General features: G+C 42.8%; 5 protein-coding genes. All 5 read right to left on the minus strand.

Going from position 1 to position 25,154, the window contains the following annotated elements:
- Window positions 1–372 precede the first annotated feature (372 nt).
- The 5 genes from QMG11_RS14660 to QMG11_RS14680 are packed head-to-tail and all read right to left on the minus strand — an operon-like array spanning window position 373 to window position 25,131.
- Complete coding sequence (locus QMG11_RS14660) at window positions 373–18,936, minus strand: two-partner secretion domain-containing protein (protein WP_281836995.1); 18,564 nt, start codon at window positions 18,934–18,936, stop codon at window positions 373–375.
- Between the two features lie 24 nt (window positions 18,937–18,960).
- Window positions 18,961–20,679, minus strand: coding sequence for a ShlB/FhaC/HecB family hemolysin secretion/activation protein (locus QMG11_RS14665; RefSeq protein WP_281836996.1), 1,719 nt, complete (start codon window positions 20,677–20,679; stop codon window positions 18,961–18,963).
- Window positions 20,676–21,188 carry an OmpA family protein gene (locus tag QMG11_RS14670; RefSeq protein WP_281836998.1) on the minus strand — a complete coding sequence of 171 codons (513 nt, stop codon included), beginning with the start codon at window positions 21,186–21,188 and terminating at the stop codon, window positions 20,676–20,678. Before QMG11_RS14670 ends, QMG11_RS14665 begins: the two co-directional genes overlap by 4 nt.
- A gap of 12 nt (window positions 21,189–21,200) precedes the next feature.
- Window positions 21,201–21,893, minus strand: coding sequence for a hypothetical protein (locus QMG11_RS14675; RefSeq protein WP_281837000.1), 693 nt, complete (start codon window positions 21,891–21,893; stop codon window positions 21,201–21,203).
- Window positions 21,883–25,131 carry an autotransporter outer membrane beta-barrel domain-containing protein gene (locus tag QMG11_RS14680; protein WP_281837002.1) on the minus strand — a complete coding sequence of 1,083 codons (3,249 nt, stop codon included), beginning with the start codon at window positions 25,129–25,131 and terminating at the stop codon, window positions 21,883–21,885. The genes QMG11_RS14675 and QMG11_RS14680 overlap by 11 nt, the downstream gene beginning before the upstream one ends.
- Between the last annotated feature and the right edge of the window lie 23 nt (window positions 25,132–25,154).

Below are 25,154 nucleotides of genomic sequence, written 5' to 3' on the forward strand. Positions count from 1 at the left end.
GAGATCTATTAGCTATAGTTGTATTTTCTATGTAATAGCCAAAGATACCTGAACCTCCGTCTACCTCTGTACGTTCATTTTCATCATTTGTTATAGCCACTATAATCCTTCACACTTTAATTTTCCTTTATCGAAGAAAAACATCACCTCTCCTAGCCCGTTTTCCCTTAGCCAGAAAGTCCTCTCAACTTTAGGTTTGATTTCATCACACTACTTGCTCAAGCATATCCCTCTTCAGTGCGCTAACAAGAAGTTTACAGGTATAAGCCTCATTTTCGTACTTATACCTGTCTCCTTCTTTTTCCCTATCCTTACCAAGTACCTTAGAGATACTCCTTATTTCTTTATCGCCCAGCCTTTCTTCTATTAAGTCTAGATTTCCGTCTCACTGTTTGCCCTATGCTGCAACAATATCACACCTGTGCTCTCCTCCGATTTTCTTCCAACAGGCTTCTCTGAAGTATTCTTACTTAAATCCACTAGAGACCTTGATTTTTCCCTAGGAAATAATATCTTCCTTCTAGGTTTTTCCTCATCTTTATCATCTACCAGCGGCCTCTTGTCATTATCTCCAAAAGGCTCCTCCTGAAATGAAGAACTGCCAATTGGATAACCGCCCTCTGCTTGACCTAAACCTCCTTCCTGGTCATCGAAGAATCTAGTCCATTCTGCATTAGAAATCGCCATCGAACCTTCTGATGACGCCAGAATGTTACCTGCTCTTCTCTCACTTTCAACCTTTATCTCATTAGACTTCAAAATCTTATCCAGCTTATCTTCTTTTTCCTTAAGCTTATTCTGGAACTTTGAATATTTATCAAGAAATTTAGAATAATTTTCTTGACTCGGGTCCTCTTCATACCTTCTTCTAACTTTTTCGACCTTGTCTTCATACTCTTTCAGGCTGGACAGCTCACTTACACCCTTTGCTGCAAGGTATTTGCTTATTAAAGGGTTCTTCTTATAAAACTCTTCTAAGTTTTTTTTAACTTCCCTGTTAACCTTATCCAAGTAAGCCTTTTCTGCTCCCTTACTTGCTATCTCAAGCTGCCAAGCCCTCTTTATCTGAGCTTCTTGACTATTTAGGGCTTCTAGATATTTTGCGTGTGCCTCACTCAAATTTTGAAGTATCTTTGTTTTTTTCTTCCTGTTATTTGAGCTTTCAAACTTTGATTTTGCTTTGTCGAGGGAACTTGTCACCCCCCCTAGCTCATCTTCCAGCGAATTCAGCAGACCGATCAGTTCCTTGTCCCTTTTTCTGTCTAATCTACCTCTATCAATCTCTCTCAGATCTTCGTATTGCATCTCTAGAGGTCCCGGTTTGAAGGCTTTATTAAATTTTTTTTGAGAGGTCAGAAACTCAAGTGATTCTTTATGAGGTCCATTGTAATCAGAGTTAAACCCCAGAGACAAAAGCCCTAGCTCCTCCTTCCTCTTACTCCAACTCCTTGTAGTTGTGAAGGCATCTCCTTCTATCAGAGAATTTTTGTACCCTACATCTAAGTCATTGTTAGCTACCCTCCAGCTGTACTCTAGTAACTCTCGGTCCTCACCAAGTCCCAAGCTGTCTGCTATAGCCTTATTTCTAATCAGCTCCCGCTGCTCAATGTGCACCTCCTCATGCAACAGTGCCTTTAAGTAATTTCCAAGTGTATCATTACTTCTTTTAATAAAAACTATTTTATCCTTTGTCGACCCTGGATTAATCCAGCTTCTGACTTCTGTCGGTTCTTCACCCTTTATTATGAGATCTACAGGCCTGAACTCAATTTGGGTAGCTTCTGTAAAAGCTTCTCTACGGCTCCCAAGATAGTCGGCAGTTATAGCGTCTATCTCCCGCTCACTATATTTGGATAGCGGTGCTCTTAGGTCAACACTACCAAATTCAGCTTCTTTCAGCTTAGCAAGAAAAATCCTTTCGACCTTGGATTTCACTTCATCATGCCACTTGCTCAACCCCAGGTCCCTCTCCAGTACACTGGCAAGGAGTTTACCGGTGTAGTCCAATCCTTCGGAAATATACCAGTCCTTGTCCTTATTAATATCCTCACCAAGCAACTCTAAGACACTCCTTATATGATCATCTCTCAACTTACCCAGACCTTCTTCAAAACTGTCCGTCGCTATTCCTGCCTCTACTTCCGACAGTTTTCTCAGGAGTTCCTTTTTATCATCCCGACTTAACTCTGCCAAAGGCTTCCCGTACACCCTTTTAAATACCATATCTAAGACTTTGTCTTCCCTCTCTTTCGGTACCCTCCTTTCAAGAGATCCCAGATCTATCATGTATTGAACCTTGTCCAGAGCTTTTGCCCCTTCACTGCCCTCCATCATAGCCTTGATCCCTTCACCTCTAATGATTTCTACTTCGTTTAAACTATCCACCGATTCCTCGGTACCACTGGGATAATTTGAGTGTGCTAGACTATCAATTAACCTGGATTCATCTACAATTCTTGACAGCTCCTTATTCGAGGAGCACAGCTCTTTGAACTCCTTGTCTAATCTTTGCAGCTCACTTTCCACTTCTTCCGGTCTGAACCAGTCTGCTTCTTTAAGGGTTTGGAGGTTTTCATAGGAGCTGACTATTTTCTCGAACTTTTCCTTTTCTTGTTTATTCAGATATTTTTCAATATTTTTTTGTTTTTCTTCACTTGCTGATACTTCCTGAATAAATCCTCTGTTATGCTCCTCAGAGACTGGTGTTAACTGCCTTTCAATTTTTTCCCTCACATCATCGGTTAGTATCGGTTTAGAAATTGCTGTATATCCTTCTTCAGCTTTAAAATCTTGGTTTTCCAATACTTCTCTTGTTATAATTTCAAGGCCCTTTATTGTAACTCCTTCATTTTCTCTAGTGTCCCTCTCTAAAATACTCGCTTTATAATAAGCCAGGTCCGTGGAGTTATAATTTTTTCTGTCAAAGCCAAACTGAGTGTAGTCAGTTCCAAGATCTCCATACTCAGCTAACTTTTTATTTGCCAAGAGATCATTTTGATATTTATGACCCACTTCATGATCCAGAATAGTTAGCCAGGCAAGTAACCCTAGGTTTTCTTTAAAAGCAACTTTATTTTCCTTTGGATAATATTTCCCCCGTTCGTTCTCACTTTGCAATTTTTCAAATTTTATTGAGGCATCGGGATTACTCTTTAACTTAGCACTTTCATTGAAGGCATGCTGTTTTTTTTCCCCCAGCTTCTTTACTAAATCCTCCTTCTCTCCTTTCTTCATACCTGCCTCCAGCACGTCCCCAATGCCACCTTCTAAATCCGCTCCATTTATGTATCCTTTGAGAGTATTTATTAATTCTGTATCTTCTGCAATCTTCTGGATATACCTTACATTGGTTGCTGACTTCAGCTTCTTCCAGTCTTCGGTAGTCTCAAAGCTTCCAACTTTCTCTATCACATCGTTGGAGCCATCATCCGAAGATGCTGCCACACCGTCCGCCGAGTCGTAATCGGCCAAAATAGATGCTAAGCCATTGTCCAGACCATTATCCAGCTGACCACCTAGTACTATCTCCTCATAGATTGAATCATTATCACTATAACTACTGTTATAGGGATCGTTCTCTTGAAGATTATTTATGCCCGCTTTTAGGTTGGGTACATTGGCCACAGAATTTTTTCCGGTGAAGATTTTTTTTATTCGGGAAGCTAATCCTGCTATTCTGTCTCCAATTTTCTTAAGGTTTCCAGAAACACGCGGAGGTTCTTCCCGCTGTCCACCTAGTACTATCTCCTCATAGATTGGATCAGCGGCATTGTCCAGACCATTATCCAGCTGACCACCTATCTCCACCGGTTCATAGATTGAATCAGCGTCATTGTCTGGGGCTGGTACGGAAACGACCACATCGTCATAGATTGAATCAACATCACCGCTCTCATATAGATCATTCTCTTGAACAAGATTTGACGAATCTTGCTCCAGCTGAGCACCTACATCCACCGGTTCATAGATTGAATCAGCGTCATAGTCTGGGGCTGGTACGGAAACAACCACATCGTCATAGTCTGAATCAGCGGCATTGTCCAGACCATTATCCAGCTGACCACCTATCTCCACCGGTTCATAGATTGAATCAGCGGCATTGTCTGGCCTTGCTTCAGAAACAACCACATCGTCATAGTCTGAATCAGCGGCATTGTCTGGCCTTGGTACCAAGGTATCGTACGGGCTGTCATCGGCCAAAACTCTTACTGCAAGTGGGAGATCTTCCTGTCTCCTAAAAGCATCTTTTTCCTGGATCGACGCTAGATACCTGTTTCCATACATATTTATGTCACTTCTGTCTATTGGATAGACCTTACCACTGTACTTCAATAATTTTCTGTCTATACCAAGCCCAAGACCCTCAGCCTTACTTTTGTTCGCAATAAGCTCTGCTTGCTCCTTGTGGGTCAGTTCATGGGTCAGAGTTTCTAAGACATCATTTAAACTCACCTTCTTACTATTTTCATTGTAATAAATAGGAAGGCCTGCCTCAGGTTTAACCGCAACTTCATCTATTACACCATTGGCATAAGTAGTATCCCTAACTATGCCCTCATCAAAATACCCGTTTAGTTGCATTGCTTTCTCAAGTTTTAGAATTGTTGGGTTAACATCTATACCGCTAACTTCTTGGAACGCAGCCATCCTGTATTCTAGGTACTTGTTCACTAAGATTTCTCTTCTGTCCTCCGGTATCTCCTTAAATGCTGTCTCTCTGAGAGTAGAGCTTAAGATATCTTTTGCAAACTCTTTATTCCCCGCTATTTTCTCCTCAACCTTTTCGTTCACCTTTTTCTGAAGTTCAAGGTAACTGTTGCTTAGGTCCAAGTTACTCTCCAGCGCAATGACACGAAGATTTTGAGACTCATTCAGCACAGTTGTACCATAATTGGCTATCGTTGCCAAGTCTTTCAATTGCTTTATCTTGTCAGCTGTACTGGCATCCTCTACCTCCTTGCCGTACCACGCCCTATACTCTGCCCTTGCCCTCTCTGTAAGATCCTGGATTGCTGCCCCTTCACTGCCCTTCATCATAGCCTTGAGCCCTTCAGCTCTATAGTTCTCTTGAGCAACATCTGTGGCCATCTCTCTGTTGGACACAACGTCCACAGGCAAAGCTTGTTTCAGCTGACCCCCCATCTCCACCGGTTCATAGTCTGAATCAGCTGAATCAGCGGCATTATAACTACCCTCATATAGGTCGTTCTCAATATCCGCCACACCGTCCGGACCGACTACAGCCTCTCCAGACCCAGCCATTAACCTTTCATTTATCTCGTTATAAACTGACTCAACATCCATCAATCCTTCATCTAGCATGGAATAGATTGAATCAGCGGCATTGTCCAGACCATTATCCAGCTGACCACCTAGTACTATCTCCTCATAGATTGGATCAGCGGCCTCGAAAGAAATTGAATCACCATCACTGTCTCTCCTCTTTGGAATACTTAAACTGTCCAAAACATTCATCATACCTTCATTTCTGAAGTCTGGAACAATACCAGAGTTGCTCCATCCTAGATTATCTTGCCTGCTAGAAAGTATCCAGTTTCCGCCTTCAATTATTCCTTCATTCGCACCTACAACACCTCTTGAATTATCTGCTGCAGCTTCATCCATTGAGCTTTCAACTATCTCGGCATAAATTGACTCAGTATCACTATAACTGCCCTCATATAGGTCGTTCTCACTATCCGCCACACCGTCCGCCGAGTCGTACTCGGCCAAAATAGCTGCTAAGTCATTGGTCAAATCGCCTGCAATATCACTCCTCTCATGTAGACCCTTCTCTTGAAGACCATTTACCCCTGTATCAAACGTAAATTCCACATCATCTCCTACAATACGTGTTCGTGTTGTGGATTCGCCCAGCTCATCCCTTAAATTACTAACTTCTAGATCTTTTACCCCAGATATCTTCGCCTCGACAGCTTCAGCAAATACTTTATCATCTTCAGAGGCGGATGGTTTTACAGCTGCACCATCTCTCAGATCTATCTCGTCCATTTTTCTATACTGTTCTCGACGGGCTTCCTCTCTAGTAATGTTGTCCCTGTTACTGACTTCCCTTGAAGTGTCTGTTCCACTATCTACTCCATTGGAGGCTATGATCCCTGAGGAACCTTCCCCTCTATGCACATCGGCAGAAACCACAACCTTACCATCAATACCAGTGGTGACCGTCTGGCTTCCACCTATCTCGGCATAAATTGACTTAGTATCACTATAACTACCGTCATATAGGTCGTTATCTTGAAGAGCATTGTCAACCATACCTGCCTGCTCTTCCAACTCGAAGTACAGCGGTTCTCCAGCCTCTCCTGTTAATGCGTCATCTCTCCTTCTCTCCTCCTTATCTGAAAAGATTCCCTTTATCCTGTCGAATACTGCCCCCCAGTTGCTAGCAGCTTCGTTTTTCCACCTTTTAAAAATATTTGGCGAATCTGCTTTCGTCACTAGTCTGACTTCGTCCCTTTCATTGTCTACTACCAGCTTTTCATTTTTGCTGACTTCTACCTCCACGATACCGTCCCCTGAAAACGAAATCTTTTCAGAAGGGTATCCAGCTGGGTCGCCATATACCTTTCCGCTACGATCATCTATATAGTTTCCGCCAGGCTCACTCTCCAGATAATTTTTCACAATACTCAGATACTCCTTGTCGCTTGTTCCCTTGTCCCTTCCGATTCTCTTGAGGGACTCAAGATCCTTTTGCTGCGTCTCCGAGAGTTTGGAGCTTTCATAGGATTCAGAAATTATCTCCTTTACTCTTCCTGCATCCTCCTTTGCAACTGCGTCCTTCAGAAGACCGCTGACGGTTTCCCTGTATACTGTTTTTTCCAGCTGTTCCCCTGTACTTATGTATGCCTCTCCATCCTCCTTTAGTACAAGGTAGTTGTCTCCCTCTACCTTTAAAACCTTTCCATTCAGTGCAGGGTTGCTTTTTAAGCTATCGATCTCTTCCTGTGTAAGCTCCCTTCTGATACCACCTCCGGTATATTCGTAATCTACTCTTTCCTTTAAACCGACCTCTGCTACCTCGACCCTTCCATCTTCGCCGAGGGTAAAGTATCTGCCGTCCTCTACCTTTATCGCCTTTTCTCCCAGCATGATATTTACAGGGGCTTCTCCTATCTCGCCAGCTGTTATCTCTCTGCCGGTTCTTTCATCCCGATAGATAGTCTCACCCTTCATCACTTCAGTGATAAGAATATTGCCTTGGGCATCCTTGGTAAAATACCTGTCCTCCCCTATCTTTATTCCTTCTTCTCCGAGCTCGCTATGGTAAATAAAATCCGAATCCCTAGCCTCAATTCCGCTGACAGGGTCCACCACACTTGCAACCTGATCTACCTCGAGTATTTTTAAGGTGCTTTCCCCGTCCTTTACAAAGTGCCTGTTGTCTCCCAAGTCTACAGAATCCCTTCCTAGGTCCTCATTGTAGATGCTTTGCTGGTCAAACCTTTCAGTTGTAAGTTTTTTTCCGGTCAGGGGGTCTTCAAATCCCAGATCCTCTCTCTCCGTATATCTTACCTCTAATACAGCCAGCTCTCCCCTTTCATCCTTTATAAAGAACCTGCCCTCATCTATCTTAACAACATCTTGTCCTAACTCTGGGGAATGCACCTTATTATCGGTGAAAGCTGTTACAGGCATTTCAGCACCGCTGACAGGGTCCTTGGCAACTGCAGGCTTTACTTGGATCTTATTTATTTGAAGAATTTCAATCCTTCCATGCTCTCCCCTTGCAAAGTAACGGTCATCTCCCAATGCAACAACATCACGGTTAAGAGCTTCATTATAGCTTTTCCTCTCTTCAAACTCATCACTATCAATCCTTGTGCCTGTTTCAGGATCCGAATATTTATCGGAGCCTTTTCCTACAACCTTTATTTCGGCTATCTCTATCTTCCCCGATCCGTTTTCTACAAAGTACCTTCCATCTTCGATTTCTACAGCATCCCTCTGCAGCTTCTCATCAAAGGCCTTTTCTCTGTCAAACTCCTCTCTTGTCACCTCACGGCCAGTTGAAGAGTCCACTGCCCTTTCTGGGAGGACTTTGCTCTCACTCAGTTGGACTATTTGCAGGTCTCCATTTTTATCCTTAATAAAGAACCTTCCCTCACCTATCTTTAAAGCATCCGTCTCGAGGTCGGAATTGAACTCCTTTCTACGGTCAAACTCCTCACCGTCAAATGTCTTGTCCGTCTGAGGGTCGTAGATCCTTTCTGGAACCTCCCTTGTCTCCTTGACCGCTACAGTATTCAGACTTCCCTGGGAGTCCTGTGTAAGATATCTTCCACCTCCAAGATCTACAGCTTTTCCCCCTAAAAATTCGTTGAAGGGGGCGTTTGCTAGTTCTTGCTTTGTCACTGTTTTACCACTTATATCATCGCTGAACTTAAACTCTTCAGATTCAAGGTTGTTTTTAGGGCGAACTACAACCACTGGCTCCGCATCTCCATCCTTCCAGAGAATAACTCTGTCTGGATCCTTTGTCTTAACTACCTTACCTCCGAGAGTGCTGTCATAGGGAAGTTTTGCCAGCTCCCCTTCCCTCACCACTATTCCCGTTACCTCATCCTTAAAGGAGATATCCTGCTCCTTCACCGTTGTTACCAGTTTAACATCCCTCGCTACCTTGGTTTTGACCTCACTGGAATCAAACAATACATTGTTATTTTTACCTACACCTGTCAGTCCCTTTACATCTATTGAACCTGAATTTCTAAAGGCAACTCCACTTCCTACACCCACTATGCTTCCAGGTCTCGTGTTTTTGAAGACTCTTTCCTCATAGGTGATTACTCTGCCATCACCTAGATCCAGCTCACTACTATATTGATCGGCTCCTTGCCCTTTACTCACCAGCGTCTTGTTTTTTTCCACTTCACCGAAGTCTACTTCGCTTCCCTGGGAATCTTTTATTGTTTCCCCCGACTTTTTGCCTGTTAGCTTTTGGAACTCCTGATCACTCCTAACTCTTTCATTCCGCATTTCAACTCTGCCGATACCAGGGACTACAGTACCTGTCTGCTTCACGCTGTCGATACTACCTGCCCCCCCGATGCCTGGGACTGGGCTTGCCGCATCTTTTACAGTATCTGTCTGCTTCACGCTGTCGATACCACCTATTTCCAGCCTTTCCGTCTTAACTGTTACTTTTTCCGCTGTCTCCTTTTTGAGGTGTTCCGTTTTCGTTTCAAACACTAGTCTGCTAGTGTCAACAGGAGTTATCTCCTTATCCACTAATTGACTGCTCGCATCTATTTTCGGAGCTTCCACATTATAAGTATTGAGCTTGACGCTTTTCATTGTAGGGTTTTCAGTATTTATATGCACCTGCTGACCACTGCTTATTTCTGGTACTATAACATCTACCTTATCTACTTTCCCCGTGTCAACCTCCGCCTTGACTATATTCTTTTCTATAGAGGTAGTTACATTGGTGCTAGGTTGTACCTGCTGGCCACTGCTTATTTCTGGTACTGTAACATCTACCTTTGGTACTGTAACATCTACCTTATTTACCCCACTAGCTGTGCCGCTATTTATCTTATCCGTGTCAACCTCCGCCTTGACTATATTATCCTTCTCTATAGAAGTAGCTCCATTGGTGTTAGGCTGTAACTGATCCGAGCTTATCTTAGGACTGCTATTGCTATTTGCAACCGGAGTACTCACTTTATTGCTTTCCTGCCTGCTGACAGTCGGTGTTTTACTTATTGTCGGTGTAAATCCTTCCACCTCACTCTTATCAGCAAGTGTGCCCGTAGTGTCACTCTCTCTCTTTCTAAGGGTTTCCGAGTTCTCATTTTTTGAGCTGTCAGGCTTATTGAGGGTATAGTCTATATCCCACTTAAAATGCTTTTCATCCTTGGTTACTTCGGTAGCCTTGTCAAGATCCCTGTTTACATCTATTCCGGAATCTTCAAGACTCTGTCCCCCTACCACAATATTTCCTTGTCCTACTGTGGCATTTACATCCTGTTCCTTGTAGTACCCCTCTACTCTTCCTCCCTTTATATCTACACTGTCTATTCCACCTGAAGAGAAGTCAGCACCCACACCTGCGTATCCCCCGTCCCTCATACTGCTGTCCTTGAGGTCCTCCGTCGTTAGAGATCCAGTTGTGAAGTTGAGGTTTCCATCGGTCGCTGCTATGATTCCCCCTGTTAAACTTGTGTTCCCATCTACATTGACATTAACGTTATCCCCTGTGATTCCACTCTGTGTACCTACCCATTCTTTGTTCTCTACCACCTGTCCATGAGTCACTCCGACACTTCCGCTTCCACTTACCTCTCCGAAGACATTCATCTCTACACTTGCAGATGCGTAGAAGTCCGTGGATTTAAGGTTGTGATCCAGGGTGTCCTGTAAGCTCTCTACCTTCAGATCTCCGCCAATATCTGCCCTTACATTTTCACCACTTATATTTCCACCCTTCAGTGTGACGTCATTTGAAATCTCTAAATTGACATTTGCTCCGCTTATGTTGGAGTTATTGTGGGTTAGGGAGTCGGTATGTGAATCCACGAAAGACCCCTCTACCATCCCGGTTACATTACCTGAGACTGCATCCGTAACACCTACAGTTCCTCCTACTCCTACACTTGCCTTTACGGCATATCCATCTTCCTTCTGGGTATACTCACTTTTCGAAGCCTCCACCTTAAGGTCTTGAGCTTTTACAGTGATTGCATCCTCAGCTACAATCTGAGCACCGGCAATATCTACGCTTCCATTTTCTGCCTGGAGAATTATATTTTCGGCTGTTATCTGGGAGTCTATAGCCGTCTTGCTGCTGCTGGTTACTGTTGAATCACTCACGGAAACCCCTACTTTTACATACGTGTCCACAAGTGTCCCGTCCTGTTTTGAGAGTACTCCTCCCAGCTCAACAGCTCTTGCCACTACCTCCCCTGGATCGGTTCCGCCGCTGGAATACTCCGATTCATTTGAATAGTTGATCATATCATTTATCGTTTCTGCTATGGCTAGAAGTGGAACTTCATACCCTGCCTCACCTCCCACCTGCACCGATGTCTGCTCAGCACTTGTGTTTATCTCGTTCTGAACATAGGTCATATTTATATCCCCGTCTTCGCTCTCCATGGCCACCGTATTGTCGGCATCTATCTTTACAGACTCCAGGTTTATGTCTTCCTTAGCTTTTATAGTTACGCTGCCACCCTCAATACTGCTCTGCTCATAGAGTTTGGCATCCAGTGTCTCCTCGACCTTGGTATATTCGAAGATGGTTGCCGTTGCTGAGCCACTTGCCCCAAATTCACTTAGAGATGTTCCCGTTTTAAACCCTTTGTCGTGAAGGGATTCTGCGCTCTCATTTAAACCTGGAGACGACCAGTATCCCGTCCTTGCGTTTCCACTTTGTGTGTCATCGTATGAGCCTAACACATCCTCCCTTGCACCTAAAATTGTGTCGGAGATCCCAGTATCCACTCCTCCGAATCCCCAACTCTCCGCCGTCCTTTCATACTTTTGTTCCAGTTCAATGGTTCCTATATTTACACTTCCCTCCTTGGATAACAGGATATTGTCATCTCCTGTCCCCTTGAGGGAGCTTCCCATAATGTCCAGATCTTGGTTTGAAGATATTTTAAAGTTTCCATCCTTTGCGTCTATAGTTGACTTCTCTAAGGTTTCATTGTACATGTATATATCTTCTTGGTCCTTGTAAAACACTCCGTCTCCACTATTCTTGGAATATTTGCTCTCCGATGTATTTTTTACTCCTGAGACGGTTACCTTATCTCCGACTACTATTATGTCTCCCCTTTCACTGGTTATGCTGCTGCCCAGGATGTCAACATCTCCAACGCCTGCAATTCCAACACCTTCTCCGGCACTTATCTGACTTCCGATGTTTACAGTGGCGCTTTCTGTGAATCTTTCCGTTGTAGTATCTATGTCCGAAAAGTACTCCAGCTCTACGGTGTCTATTTTTATGTCGTTTTCTGCAGAGATGTTCACTTTTTCTGTCGCGTCTACTACACCGCCCTTTATGATCACATCGTTGCCGGAATCTATCACCACATTTGTTCCGGCTATTGCTCCAACAGCTTTAACAGAGTCCACATACCCATAAACAGAATCAGTTCTTTCTACCACAGTCTCATTGATTATATCCCCTGTTGTGGTTTCTAGAATTACATTTCCTGTTCCAGCTATCGTACCTCCCACGTTTTTTATGTCATTTTCTGCTGTCAGGTAGATATCTCCTCCTAAGATATTAGCACCTGATCCCTCACCATACTGGTTGAGGATATCGTTCGCTTCGATCTGAACCAGTTCACTTCCTATTACCGTCGATCCTATATTTTCAAACCTGTCCGCTTCCACAGCCACAACATCTCCGACGATTACAGACCCTGTTATGCTGCTGTCTATCGCTGTGCTTCCTGTTGCGAGGCTATTTGATGAGATGTAAACTTGAGGAACTAAGACCTCCACACCGTCAACCTCTGCCTTTACATACCAGACTATATCCTTGTCCAGCTCCTTCATCTGCTCCTCCGTCAGAGGTTCGCCCACAACCAGCCCCAGCTCCTCGGCAGCTAAAACCGAGTTATCCAGCAAAGCCTTCATCAATGAAACTTCGTCATACTCCTCTCCCTCAAACTTTCTTCCCCCTGTAGCCTCCAGATACATCTGGTTTACAAGTGTGGTCTCATAGTAATCATCCCCAAGCCGTCTGACCCCATCCTCTGGATCCGCTCCCAACATCTCGAAAACATAGTCGCTTCCATAGTAGTTGTCTTGATTGATGAAATCAATGTTTGTTTCTATGAGGGGCCTATCGGCTTTTTCCAATGTATCATCATTCCTTACGAAGATACCATTGTTTCCCGACGGTATCTCGATCTTGTCCAATGGGTCGACTACGACCTCAACTCCCTTGATTGGATCTACCTCACTGCCAGTTTCTGGAACATCTGTATCGACGCCCTCAATCTTCGGCACCTCTGTACCGCTGCTTTCAACACCTGTATCGACACCCTCAACATCCATATCCGGTATCTCCCTATCGATGTCATCTACTTCCGTCCCATCCGTTTTATCTTCAACTATAACGGTGCTTTCATCAACCTTTGTTTCTTTAACTGTCTCCTGCTCTTCAAAATCAGGTTTATCGGATTGATCTACCCTGTCGGAACTCCCCTCCTCAACACTTCTTATGCCGTGTCCCGCTGTTGTTTCATTCGTTACTTTTTTTGCATTTAGCTTGACCGTTCCCCCTGAACTTATTAATGCTTTATCCTTGGCGACCAAATACTCAGTGGCAGTTACTCTTTTTACCCCATTTTTTTCTGTCCAGTTATGGTGTGGGTTGAATGACATATTGCTAAATTTAAACCCTACTGAAATCTCTCTGACATACTCCATTTCATCTGCAAAGGTTATATTTCTTATTTCATTTGCATTTATTTCGACTCCTTGGTCCCCCCTTATCACCCCTCCATTTTCAAGGTTATTTGACAAATTCATAGTCACAGTTCCGCCAGCTTCTAGGGAGCTCTGCCTCACTAGAATGTCGCTTGCATCAAGACTATTTTTGAAACTACCTGTTACTTCAGCATGTTTCTTGGTGTCCAGCTCACTATTATAATAATCTACATGAAAACTCCCCTTCACCAGGTTGGAATTATGGTAATTATGAGAGTTATACGTCACATCAAAATAATAGTCCTTATTCCACCAATCTTGACCTCTGAAGGCTTCTTCTTCCCAAATACTTACGAATTTTCCCCACCCCTGAATGACCATGTACCTGTCTGCAACAAGCGCCTCACCCTCATATATAGCTTTCACTATATCCTCGTTAAGTATAAATTTATATATCTCATCATCACTCATGTTTAAAAAGTCTACTCTTGCACTCAAGCCGCCGCTGTATCTGACTGCTTCATTGTAAAAGTTAACTGCCTCTACAACTATGTTCCCTCCACTTTTTATACTTGCAGATCTCTCTTCGGTGGCTTTATTATAGATGCTACCGCCAGCTTTCATCTCCAGATCCCCTATGAGGGTCAGGATCTGGGCCCCCGCTTCATTGATGATATCTCCCCTTCGGGCCACTAGGCTCATGTTCTCCGAAGCGTAGATCGACGTGTCTGCTTTCAGCAGTATCTCATCCGCTGTAATACTTAGGTCCCCGTTGGACTGGATCTGTCCGCTATTTGTCACCGTTCGCCCATCTGCAACCTCTAGGGAGATCTCTCCTAGCCCCAGCATCTTACCTTTGTTCTCAAAGGATTCCTGAAGATTAATCTTCGTTTTCCCAGTCCCGCCGTAGATCTTGGAGTCCTCATTGTGTTTATAGTTCTTTGCATCTATGGTCAGGTCCTTTCCAGACTGCAGCAGGGCTTCCTCCCCCGGGCTCCCTTTGCTTTCAACGTAACCGCCTGCCGCTACTTCCAGGTTACCCAGTGCCACTATCTTCTTATCGTTTACTATATCTCCATCGGAGGTCAGCCTGATATCACCATTGGTCATGAGGTCTATCTCCCTGTTGATAATATCATTGAAGTTTTTAAGCTCTATCAGAGTGTCCCCATAGATCTTCCCTTTTAACTCCAGGTCATTGGAGTGGCTTCCAAGCTGGGTAAGGTCTATAATCAATCTTCCGTTCGTTATTATTTCACCGCCGGCATTGTCAAGCTTCATCGTGTAGATCCTTGTTTCCACCCCTGAATATATCTTCCCCTGCATGTTATTAACATACTCTGCTACTATAGAAACACTACCAGATGCATTGATAACCCCTCCATCATTGATGAGTCCTACCCCTGATATTGCAGCAATAATATCCTTGTTGGCGAGGATTTCACCGCTGTTTTCTACTCCATCACTAACTTCCATAATTATGTTGGCTGCGGAGATCAGAACCCCCGAATCACTATTTTTGAGAATCTCCGTAATAATTTTTATGTCTTCCTTTGCACTGATCTTTCCCGTGTTTTCAAGGGACTCACTTTTGATATTCAGCTCTTCACCACTGTATAGTTCACCTGAATTTTTTATATCCCCGCCCTCTATATTCATAACAGGAGAGGTTGGGAATTCTGTACCTTCCTTGCTTTCAGTGTTCTCCGCGGCCACCGCTCCTATGAAGCCACTGTCTTGGTTGTCCAGGTTCTTGGATTTTATCCTTCCCTCTCCCTCTGTGAGAAGAGTTCCACGGTTAATTATTTGATCCGCTTTAATAATTAAGATATTTTTTCCTTTAATTACAGAATTTTTTTCCGTGGTCACCTCCGAACCCTCTATGTCGATGCTGTTCTCACTTAAAATTATACCTGAATTGCTGAGTTTTTCCGTACTTTTAATGGAGATATCCTCTGCCGCTATCTGCCCCTCACCTTCATTTGTCAGCCTATTGCCTTCCATTGAAAGAGTCGATTTAGCACCTATAAATCCTTTGTTGTTAATGAGCTCCGAAGTTACCTTTGCATCCCCCTCGCTGTATATCTGCCCCTTCTCTCCATTCCACAGGATGTTTGTCTTTAAACTTACCTCGCCGCCCTGAATCTTATCTTGGTTGTCTATATTTGTTGCTTCGACCTCTAGCTCTCCCGCTGAGTAGATAGTGCCTTTATTTTTCAGATCGCTTCTAGACTTTATGCTCCCTTTACCTCCAGAGTTTTGAATCCCACCTGTATTTTCAATGGATTCCGCTTCTATGCTTAGACCCGTACCTCCTATCAGGGCCCCCTCATTCCTAAAGGCTTCCTCTATTATCAGACTTAAACTTCCCGAGCCTAGTACAAGATTGCCCTCCTCGTCAAAGCTTCCCCCCGAGATAAGAGAGCCGCTGTTTCTTAACTCTCCAGATCTTATAGCCTGATCTCCTCCGGAGACGATCAAGCCGCTGGTCTCCAGTATCGACGTGGCGCTTATCTCTAGCCCCTTACCCGAAAGGATATTCCCGCTGTTGCTTAATCTTTCAGACCTTAGATCCAGATCTTCTCCGGAACTTATCTGCCCACTGTTCTCCAGTGTCGATGCGGCGCTTATCTCTAACCCCTTGACCGAGGTCATCACTCCGCTGTTACTCAGGGATTCCGATGCTCCGACCCTTAAATCCCCGCCGGCCTGTATCGAAGCGGTCACCTCACCTCCCTCTGCAGAAGTGTTCTCTATCCTTACCGCTACAATGGAAAGTTCTCCCGCTGAATAGATACTGCCTTTATTTTCGAGATCACTTCCAGCTTTTATACTCCCTTCATCTCCAAAGTTTTGAATCTTCCCTGTATTTTCAATGGATTCTGCTTCTATATTTAGACCTCTACCTCCTATTAGAGATCCTTTATTGCTTAGGGCTTCCTCTATTATCAGACTTAAACTTCCCGAGCCTAGTACAAGATTGCCCTCCTCGTCAAAGCTTCCCCCCGAGATAAGAGAACCGCTGTTGCTTAACTCTCCAGATCTTATAGCCTGATCTCCTCCGGAGACGATCAAACCGCTGTTCTCCAGTATCGACGTGGCGCTTATCTCTAGCCCCTTACCCGAAAGGATATTCCCGCTGTTGCTTAATCTTTCAGACCTTAGATCCAGATCTTCCCCGGAACTTATCTGCCCACTGTTCTCCAGTGTCGACGCGGTGCTTATCTCTAACCCCTTGACCGAGGCCATCACTCCGCTGTTACTCAGGGATTCCGATGCTCCGACCCTTAAATCCCCGCCGGCCTGTATTGAAGCGGTCACCTCACCTCCCTCTGCAGAAGTGTTCTCTATCCTTGCCGCTTCAATGGAAAGTTCTCCCGCTGAATAGATACTGCCTTTATTTTCGAGATCGCTTCCAGCTTTTATACTCCCTTCATCTCCAAAGTTTTGAATCTTCCCTGTATTTCCAATGGATTTTGCTTCTATATTTAGACCTGTACCTCCTATTAGAGATCCTCCATTGCTTAGGGCTTCCTCTATTATCAGACTTAAACTTCCTTCACCTAGAACAAGATTGCCCTCATCATCAAAACTCCCACCGGAAATAAAAGAGCCGCTGTTTCTTAAGTTTACAGATCTTATAACCTGATCATTCTTTGAAACAATCGACCCACTATTTTCCAGTATATTCGATGCGCTTATATCCAGGTTTCTGCCTGAAATAATTGCCCCGCTATTTGTCAAGCTCTCCGACTCTATACTCAAGTTCCCTGCTCCACTACTTAATTGGCCACTATTTAAGATCCTTTCACTGCTAATTACCATCTTTTTATTAGATATAATAAATTTTTCATTTATTAATTTTTCCATATCTAAATTCAGGGAACCCGCAGAGGTAATTTCTCCGCTGTTGATTAACTCTTCTCCCTTCATTTCTACAGAGGTATTCCCGGAAACCTTCCCTGTATTGAGGAAACTCCTGTTGTCCGAACTCTTAACATCCTTCCCCTGGATCACCCCGGAGTTTACAACTTTATCATAACCTTCTAATTTGACCTCTCCATTACTGAGAAGCTCTCCTGAACTGTCGTTGGTTACTTGCTTCCCCCCACTGATTTCTATGGACCCAAGCCCCAGTATTTTATCTGAATTTGTCAGCTTATCCACTTCTAAAACAATTGATTTATTAGCTTGCATTTGACCGCTGTTATACATCTCATCACTCTGGACATATACATTCTCTTTTGCACTAATGGAGCCTGTATTGCTTACTTCCTGGGCACTTACTTTAATATCTTTTCCCTCTGAGAGCAAAACTGCTCCTTTCGAAACATCAACTGCTTCATCGGCTTTAATATCTATGCTCCCCTTTTCGCTGTAAACCATGTTTCCATCCGATACTTTCAGATTTCTTCCTGTAATATCAACCTTATTTGTTGCCTGCGCCCCCCCCTTGTAAGGGTCTGAAAATCCTGTTCCAGCTATCTCTACACCTTCCGCTGCGCTGATCTCCAAGTTATTAGCTGATTGAATACTAGCCTTTTCACCAACTATTCGTACATCTCCCTCTCTACTCTCTATCTTTATGTCCCCTTTTCGAGAGACCGCACTTTTTATGCCTACATTTCCCCGTGAATCTATCTCAACATTTCCTAGTGTTGCTACAATCTTCGATTCACTGTTTACACCCACACCCTTATCCGTAGATATAAGTTTTATGGAACCCGCTGACATCGAGCCCAGTTCGCTGGCATCAACTGCAAAATCGTACTTTCCGTAACTTTCATGGCTTTTATAGGTTGAGCTGTTATAGTCATAGGTATTGTCTCCTGTTAACACCTTCAATTCCTTTGTGCTTCTGTTTTCTCCACTACTGCTTGTTAATGCTCCTCCTATCTTTGCTGCCCTAGATAATATCTCAAAGTAGTCGGTATTCTCTATATTTACTGCTCCCGCTACCTCTACAATACCATCCATTATTCTCAGCTGTAGGTTGCCATCTACTCCATTAATAACTTCCCCCGTTGTCAGAGTAACTCTGGGGGTATTTATAAACCCTCCACCTGCCATATAAATACCGTTGGGATTTGCTAGGATAAAGTCTGCTTGCGTTCCAGCTACCTCTACAAAGCCTTCTATCTCAGATCTTTTTAATCCTGTAACCTCCGATAGAATGACCGAGGCCTCCTTTCCAGGAGTTATATTGGAGTTACCATAAACAAGACCGGCAAGTGTAGTTAAACTCATGCCCGCTGAATTGTTTAATATTACTCCTCTTTCGTTGACATTAAACTCTAAAAACTTATTGTGGGAGAGTCCATTGTTATCTGGAGCTACTATATCCACTTGATCTATTCCGTTGGCTGTTTTTCCAAGGGTTGCTCTATGCTTTTCCAGAGTATTTTTATCAACAATAATTCCAGCAGCATACGCAGTAACATTATATGGAACCATTATGTTATATATGGCCCACCCTATAGCGGCCTTAGCTACCCGATTTTCTTTTAATTTACTCCTCATTATTCACTCAACTCCTCATAACTTTTAAAGATAAATACTCGCTAAAATATAAAATATTCCTCCTTCGTCTTTCTCCACATAGTCTGGTGCTTTTATTGGTACAGAATATGTTGTACTCAAGCTTCCTCTAGCAAAGTTCTTTTTGATTCCAACAGAAACTGAAAACACCTCTTCTCGGCTGAGGTATTGGCTGCTCTCCTTATTTATACTGTTATCAGCAAACCCATAGTCCGCTCCTATAAAAAGTTGAGCTCCTTGAATAACTTTTAACTTTCCTGCCATTCCTCCCGAGTTAATGCTGTAGTAGAGCTGCTGTCTGACAAACATTCCATTCTCACCACTTACACCATTTTGAAATCCTCTCACTGTGAGGTCATCACCTATATAGAATTTATCTGAACTATATAAGTCGTCTAAGCTATACTGACCTTCCAATGTAGTTTCATATGCCAATGAATTTTCCAACCACTTCAAAGGCTTGTAGTATCTTCCATAAAGCTTAATTTTGTCAAACTGCCTCCTTGCTTCACTGTTATCTGGGTCCTTGTCTGCTCCCAGACTTCCTAATCCCCTTACATAGTTAACCTTTCCATAGGCACTTCCACCTGAGATAATTCCTGTGTAGGAAACTCCTATATCATATTGTGAGCTTTTATAACTGGTGGTCTCCACCCAGCTTTTCTGGATATATGAGTCGGATTCCTTTACAGTAAAAGCAGATACCATCTTCAGTTTACCCCTTGCTCCATTATAGAGTGACCTGTTCAATTTTAGCTTTATGCTTTCTACTTCACTTTCTTGAAGAATAGTGCTTACATCCCCATCTATATGCTCCTTACTCCGAGAATAGGAGTAAGCTAATCCAGTTTCCCAAAGCTTCAGGGGGATCTTATAGTCAACAAAAACACTTCTGTTGTACTGTTCCCTCTCATCCTTAAGGGTCGTCGAACCTTGAATATATAAGACATCACTGATTCCTATTATATCTCCGTGACTGTAGCCTGCTCTCACGTTGTTCCTGCCAGTGCCTTCCTGCCCCAAGTTATCATAGGTGAGATCAAAGTTTCCTATCTTACTCCCTTCAGTCTCCCCCTCCAAAATTGTCTGGCCATATTTTTCTCCCGGGACCAACTTATAGACTCCTTTGCTTTTAGGGACACCGTTTATTATGCTCTCACTGTGCTCTATCTTTCTTAGGTCTACCACGTCCCCCTCTTTTAATTGTAAGTTGTACTTCTTTTTGAGGTTATCCTTTCTTCCCCCATCGTTTATTTTAATTTCCTCTACTTTCCCTTCAAAAATTTTAAGCTTTAGCTCCTGAGATTTCAAGTTTTGATCCGTGGGGATGCTGACCCTTGCTGAAACATACCCCTTTTTTATATAAAGATTAGTTATCTCCCTTATCAGCTCATCTATCTCCTTTAGGCCTATTTCTCTGTTAACATACTTTGAAATTATTGCTCTTTTCTCTTTGGTAGATATGAGCTCTGCATTGATTAAGGTTATTTTTGATATATAAAACTTCTGGTCCGAGGTAATCTCTAGCTTCTCCTCCTCCTCCTTCTGGGTCTCCAACTTCTTTAACTCACCCTTTAATTCTTGCTGAACCCTTTCATCTTTGAGTCTCCTCATCTCCAACTCCTGGGTTCTTTCTGCAGAACTTCTCACCTCTTTCGCAGCTACCGCTTGGGATATTATTACTATTAATAAAGTTATATAGATCAGGCTTCTTCCTCTCCTCACTCAGCCTCCCCCTCTGCAAAATAAATCTCTACCCTTCTATTCTTTCTTCTATTTGATCTACTGTCATTGGGAACCAGCGGGTCTTCCATCCCTCTACCGATTATCTCAACCTCTACTCCAGAGTCTAGAGGTAGCAAACTCATTATTAGGTCGGCTACCGAACTGGCTCTTCTGTATGACAGACTTACATTGTACTCCTTGCTTCCTATGCTATCTGTATGACCTATTATCGTGAGTACACCGCTTTTATTAAAGATCTTATCTACAACACTTTCCCTTACAGTCTCTGAAGTTATTGTAGAGTATTGCAAGGTTCCCCTATCAAAATCAAATGTCCCCAATATGTCATCTAAAACTAAGAGCTTCTTTCCAAGTCCACTCTCGACCTCCGCTTTAATTTCTACCTCAGGCAGCTTTACTTTGTCGTAACTGACAACCCTTAATCTCTCTTGATAAGGCTTACAGGAGGTCACAATCAGTACCACTGCCATCAAAAGTATATACTTCATCTTCTCACCTCATTAAAGTTTTATAGTACCCTTTAAAAAAAACTCCTCCTCATCCTCATTCTCCACCACCTCCTTTAAATCACCCAAATCCAAGGTGTTATACTCCATCAATGTACTTTCAGGAACTATCTCCTTCAACAGCGCCTCGGTTTTCACAGAGCTTTTTTCCCCTGAGCCATAAAATATCTTCCTGTAAAATTTCTCTATATCCACTTCTTCTGCAGACTCTCTTTCACCAGATTTTCCAACCGAATCGTAGTATCTGTGCCTCTTTTTTATGGTTTTTATGGGAACATACATTATCACTTCCCTGCCTTCTAGACTCATGACATAGGATTTTTCAAACACCTTCTTTATACGTCCCTCTGTGTCATTCACCATCTTTATCTGATAAATCTTACGCCAGGTAGGAATCCCTGTTTCCTTCTCCCCAGTGGCATTGTTAAAAACTTCCCCTTTGACAAATACTTTTTTCTCCATAACTTTTTCTCTCTTTAGACTTTCAACCTTAAAGTAATACCTCTCCTCTTCTCTGTTGCCAACCTCATTTTTTATTAGGTATTCCTCTGTTTCGATGCTTCCTCCCCTTCTTAACTCCTTGACACTCCTGTCCACCAGCTCTACTTTTACAGCATCATCTGCCTTGGAAGTGCTTCCAAAGATTAAAAATATAGCCATTAAATAAAGAAAACTTTTAAAATTCATATGTCACCCCTATCCTCCCCAAAGCTTCCCAGAGATCCTTTCCAGCCTCTATTTTTCCATTAAGAAACACTGAAACTCTGGTAGATAGATCTATTTCCGCTCCCATGTTAAAAGCCACCGTCACTTCCGGCATATTAACCGGTTCAACATCATATCTTACTTCAGGTTTAAACAGGAAGTAACTCTCTCTTCTCTCCATAGGATCCCCCATATAGTAGTTTAGCTTGGCGCCTATATTAGTTCTTATATTTTTGTCACGAACCGTTCTATCCACTCCTAAACTAAGTACCGGGGTAAAAGTCTCGTTTTCACTTATATGCATCGCGTAGTTGGTATCTCCCCTTTCTGTATAGTCCTCCGTGTATTGATAGAGTACTCCAACATCGAGGTAGGAAGTGTACAGCGTATTCTTGTCTACTCTATACTCATGCCCTAAAGCGGTTCCCACCTTACCGGTAAATGTATCGTAGTCGGTATTTAAAATTATTTTTTTCCCTGTAACCCCTCTCTCCAAATCATGTTTATTTAGAGAAGCGGAGATATATCCTCCTAGTTTGAATCCGTCATCAAATTCCCTTGCTAAGCTAGAAGTCAGTGTGTAACTCTGCATCTTTTCCTTACTCAGATGCCGGTATTTTATGTTGGATTCTATATAGGAGAACCCTCCCTCATATAAAATATCGTCTGTAATTTTATTATAAAACTTAACCTCGTTCCCATACCTTCGGTAGTTAAACTTACCCTTTCCATCTCCACCATCATAATTTCCTGCACCGCCTATTGCAGTTACTTCAAACATATATGGTATCTCTTCATTATGAATTTTATCTATAACCCCAAATGTTCGCGTTATCTGAGCTGCTTCATTGACGTTCTTCACATCCAAGTATGTATGCGGATAGTTGAAGACTCCATCATAGTATGAATCTGGCAGGTATTTCCCCTCACTACTTCTTGTGAGCACCAAGCTTAAGTTGGTATTGTCCTCTGAAAGAAGGTAGTCTCCCGACCATCCCTCTACTACATTTATCACGTCTACCGTCTCATCCGATACTCCGGTTATCTCCTCTTCTGTAAAAATATTTGTAATTATTATTTCATCCTCTTCCGTCACATACACCTGATCTATCGGCATATAGTTTAGCTTCCCCTCGATACTCATAGTTTCTGCATGAATAGTACTGCTCAATCCTTCATTTACTCCTACTTGCATCGTCACCTCTGCTCCTTCAGATATTACAAGACTCCCGCTATATTCCGATGTATCAAAGTGATCCGAAGCCAATACATTACTTTTAGGGGCTATAAGGAGAGTATCATTTCCCACATTAAAGGAGCCCTCCTTAAGGTCTAGGTGGGAAAAATTGACTAAATCGTAGTTTATATCGTGAACAGCCAAACTGTCGTTGGTATTTGTCCCATAAAAAGTTGCTACCCCTCCTGCAGAGTAAACGCTTCCTGTTATCGTTGAGTTTGTATCCATATACAGGTTGCTGTCCTCTACTCCCATAAATATAGCTATTCCATCTTCAGCAATATTGCTTATATGCCCTTCATTTATGACCGTTGCATCATTAACCGCATAAATTCCATAAGATTCATTTGTATCCACAAAAATAGTCCCCTTATTTTCCAGGGTGGTCCCGTCCAGTCCAGTCAGACCTGACGATTTTTTTCCATGAACCTTTATACTTCCTTCATTCGTTGCGGTTTTGATACTGTATTTTGCATAAGCCGCTGAAGAGTTACTTGCACCTTCAGCTATCGTGACATTTCCAACACTTCTTACACTTGTGTTTTTCTCGCTGTTCACATCAAAGGCTGTTCCATTATTCCCCGTTATAATAATCTCTCCCGTATTTACTAGCCCCGCATCTTCATTTTCATAGTATATGCCTGTCTGAGTATCTCCTTTTAGCTCTATTGTTCCTGTGTTTTGTATAAACTCCCCTCCAGGACTGTAGATAGCTGCACTTTGTGTTCCGCCAATAGAAATCAGATTTTCATTTGATACTTTTTTTCCATCCTTAGAGTGGATCCCATAGTTATTTTTTCCACCCTCTATATCGATAATTCCTCTGTTTATCGCTTCGCCTGTATTATCAACCTTAATTACTGCAATACCACTTCCGTTTTTAACGCTTACCTCTGCTTCATTGATCCCTTTTTCTACGCTTCCTTCTACCTTAATTGCTCCAGAGGATGTTGAATCAATAATCGATATGTTTCCCACGCTCTTTACTTCAGTGTCTTTAACTATGTCTACTCCAAACGCCCAGTTTGCAGTTCCTTTTAATATTATTTCACCGTCATTTTTTACATCATTTACATTACTGTATTTTATTCCTACTCCACCCGAGCCCTCAATATAGATAGTTCCATTATTTTGAATCTCATTTATTCCCATCCCTGCCATTGCAACACTGATATCTCCAGTCATACGTATCTCACCATTATTAACGACATTGTTGGTCGACGGAGCCCCTGATTTGTTATCACTTACCATCCCAAAGTTTTGGTAGCCACCCATGACTATCTCTCCGCTATTCTCCAGGTGAGAACCTTCATAAGAAATAATTCCTCTCCCCTGGTAAGCTTCAGATGTAATTTTTCCTGTATTTAAAGATGTCGAGTTTCCTTGGCTTATCATAGCAACACTCTGATCTCCGGTAACTGTTATTTCACCTTTGTTTTCTTGAACTGCTCCTTCCCAAGCTGACATTCCGTTGGACATACTTCCTCCTACACTTATAGTCCCACTGTTTGTGCTGCTTCCTCCAAAAACTTCTATCCCGGTAGCCATACGCGATCCTTCTATAATATCTACTTCACCGCTATTGCTTATCTCACTATCTGTCGCCACAATTCCCCTGGTACTCCCCCCCGATATTTCTATTCTCCCAGAGTTTTCAACTGTGGAATTTTTTGCATTAATTCCTTGTCCCGCATCATAAGTTGTCAATTTTATGGTACCGCTATTTATTACATCCGCTCCGTCGACTCTTATCCCTGCCAGGTTGCTGTTATTTGAAGGATGAGTCCCCTCAATTAAAATTTCCCCTCTATTTTCAACTAGCTCTCCCGAAACTGTATTTTTTAAAGCTTCTCTTTCATTCAATTGAGGGTTTCCATTGTTGTCAATCGCTACACTTTCTCCAGCTTCAATACTCGCCGAATATCCCAGTTTTGAGCTTGTAATTAAAAGTGCTGCTACTAGTAAAATCAATTTCATCTTCATCTCAGGGCCTCTCCTTCTTCTGT

The sequence above is a fragment of the Propionigenium maris DSM 9537 genome, from assembly GCF_027925155.1.
In the GTDB taxonomy this organism is placed as follows: domain Bacteria; phylum Fusobacteriota; class Fusobacteriia; order Fusobacteriales; family Fusobacteriaceae; genus Propionigenium; species Propionigenium maris.

Bases quoted from the DNA above. Each gene is read 5' to 3' on its own strand.
- QMG11_RS14660 (WP_281836995.1), bottom strand. From the start codon at position 18,936: ATGAGGAGTAAATTAAAAGAAAATCGGGTAGCTAAGGCCGCTATAGGG.
- QMG11_RS14670 (WP_281836998.1), bottom strand. From the start codon at position 21,188: ATGAAGTATATACTTTTGATGGCAGTGGTACTGATTGTGACCTCCTGT.
- QMG11_RS14675 (WP_281837000.1), bottom strand. From the start codon at position 21,893: ATGAATTTTAAAAGTTTTCTTTATTTAATGGCTATATTTTTAATCTTT.
- QMG11_RS14680 (WP_281837002.1), bottom strand. From the start codon at position 25,131: ATGAAGATGAAATTGATTTTACTAGTAGCAGCACTTTTAATTACAAGC.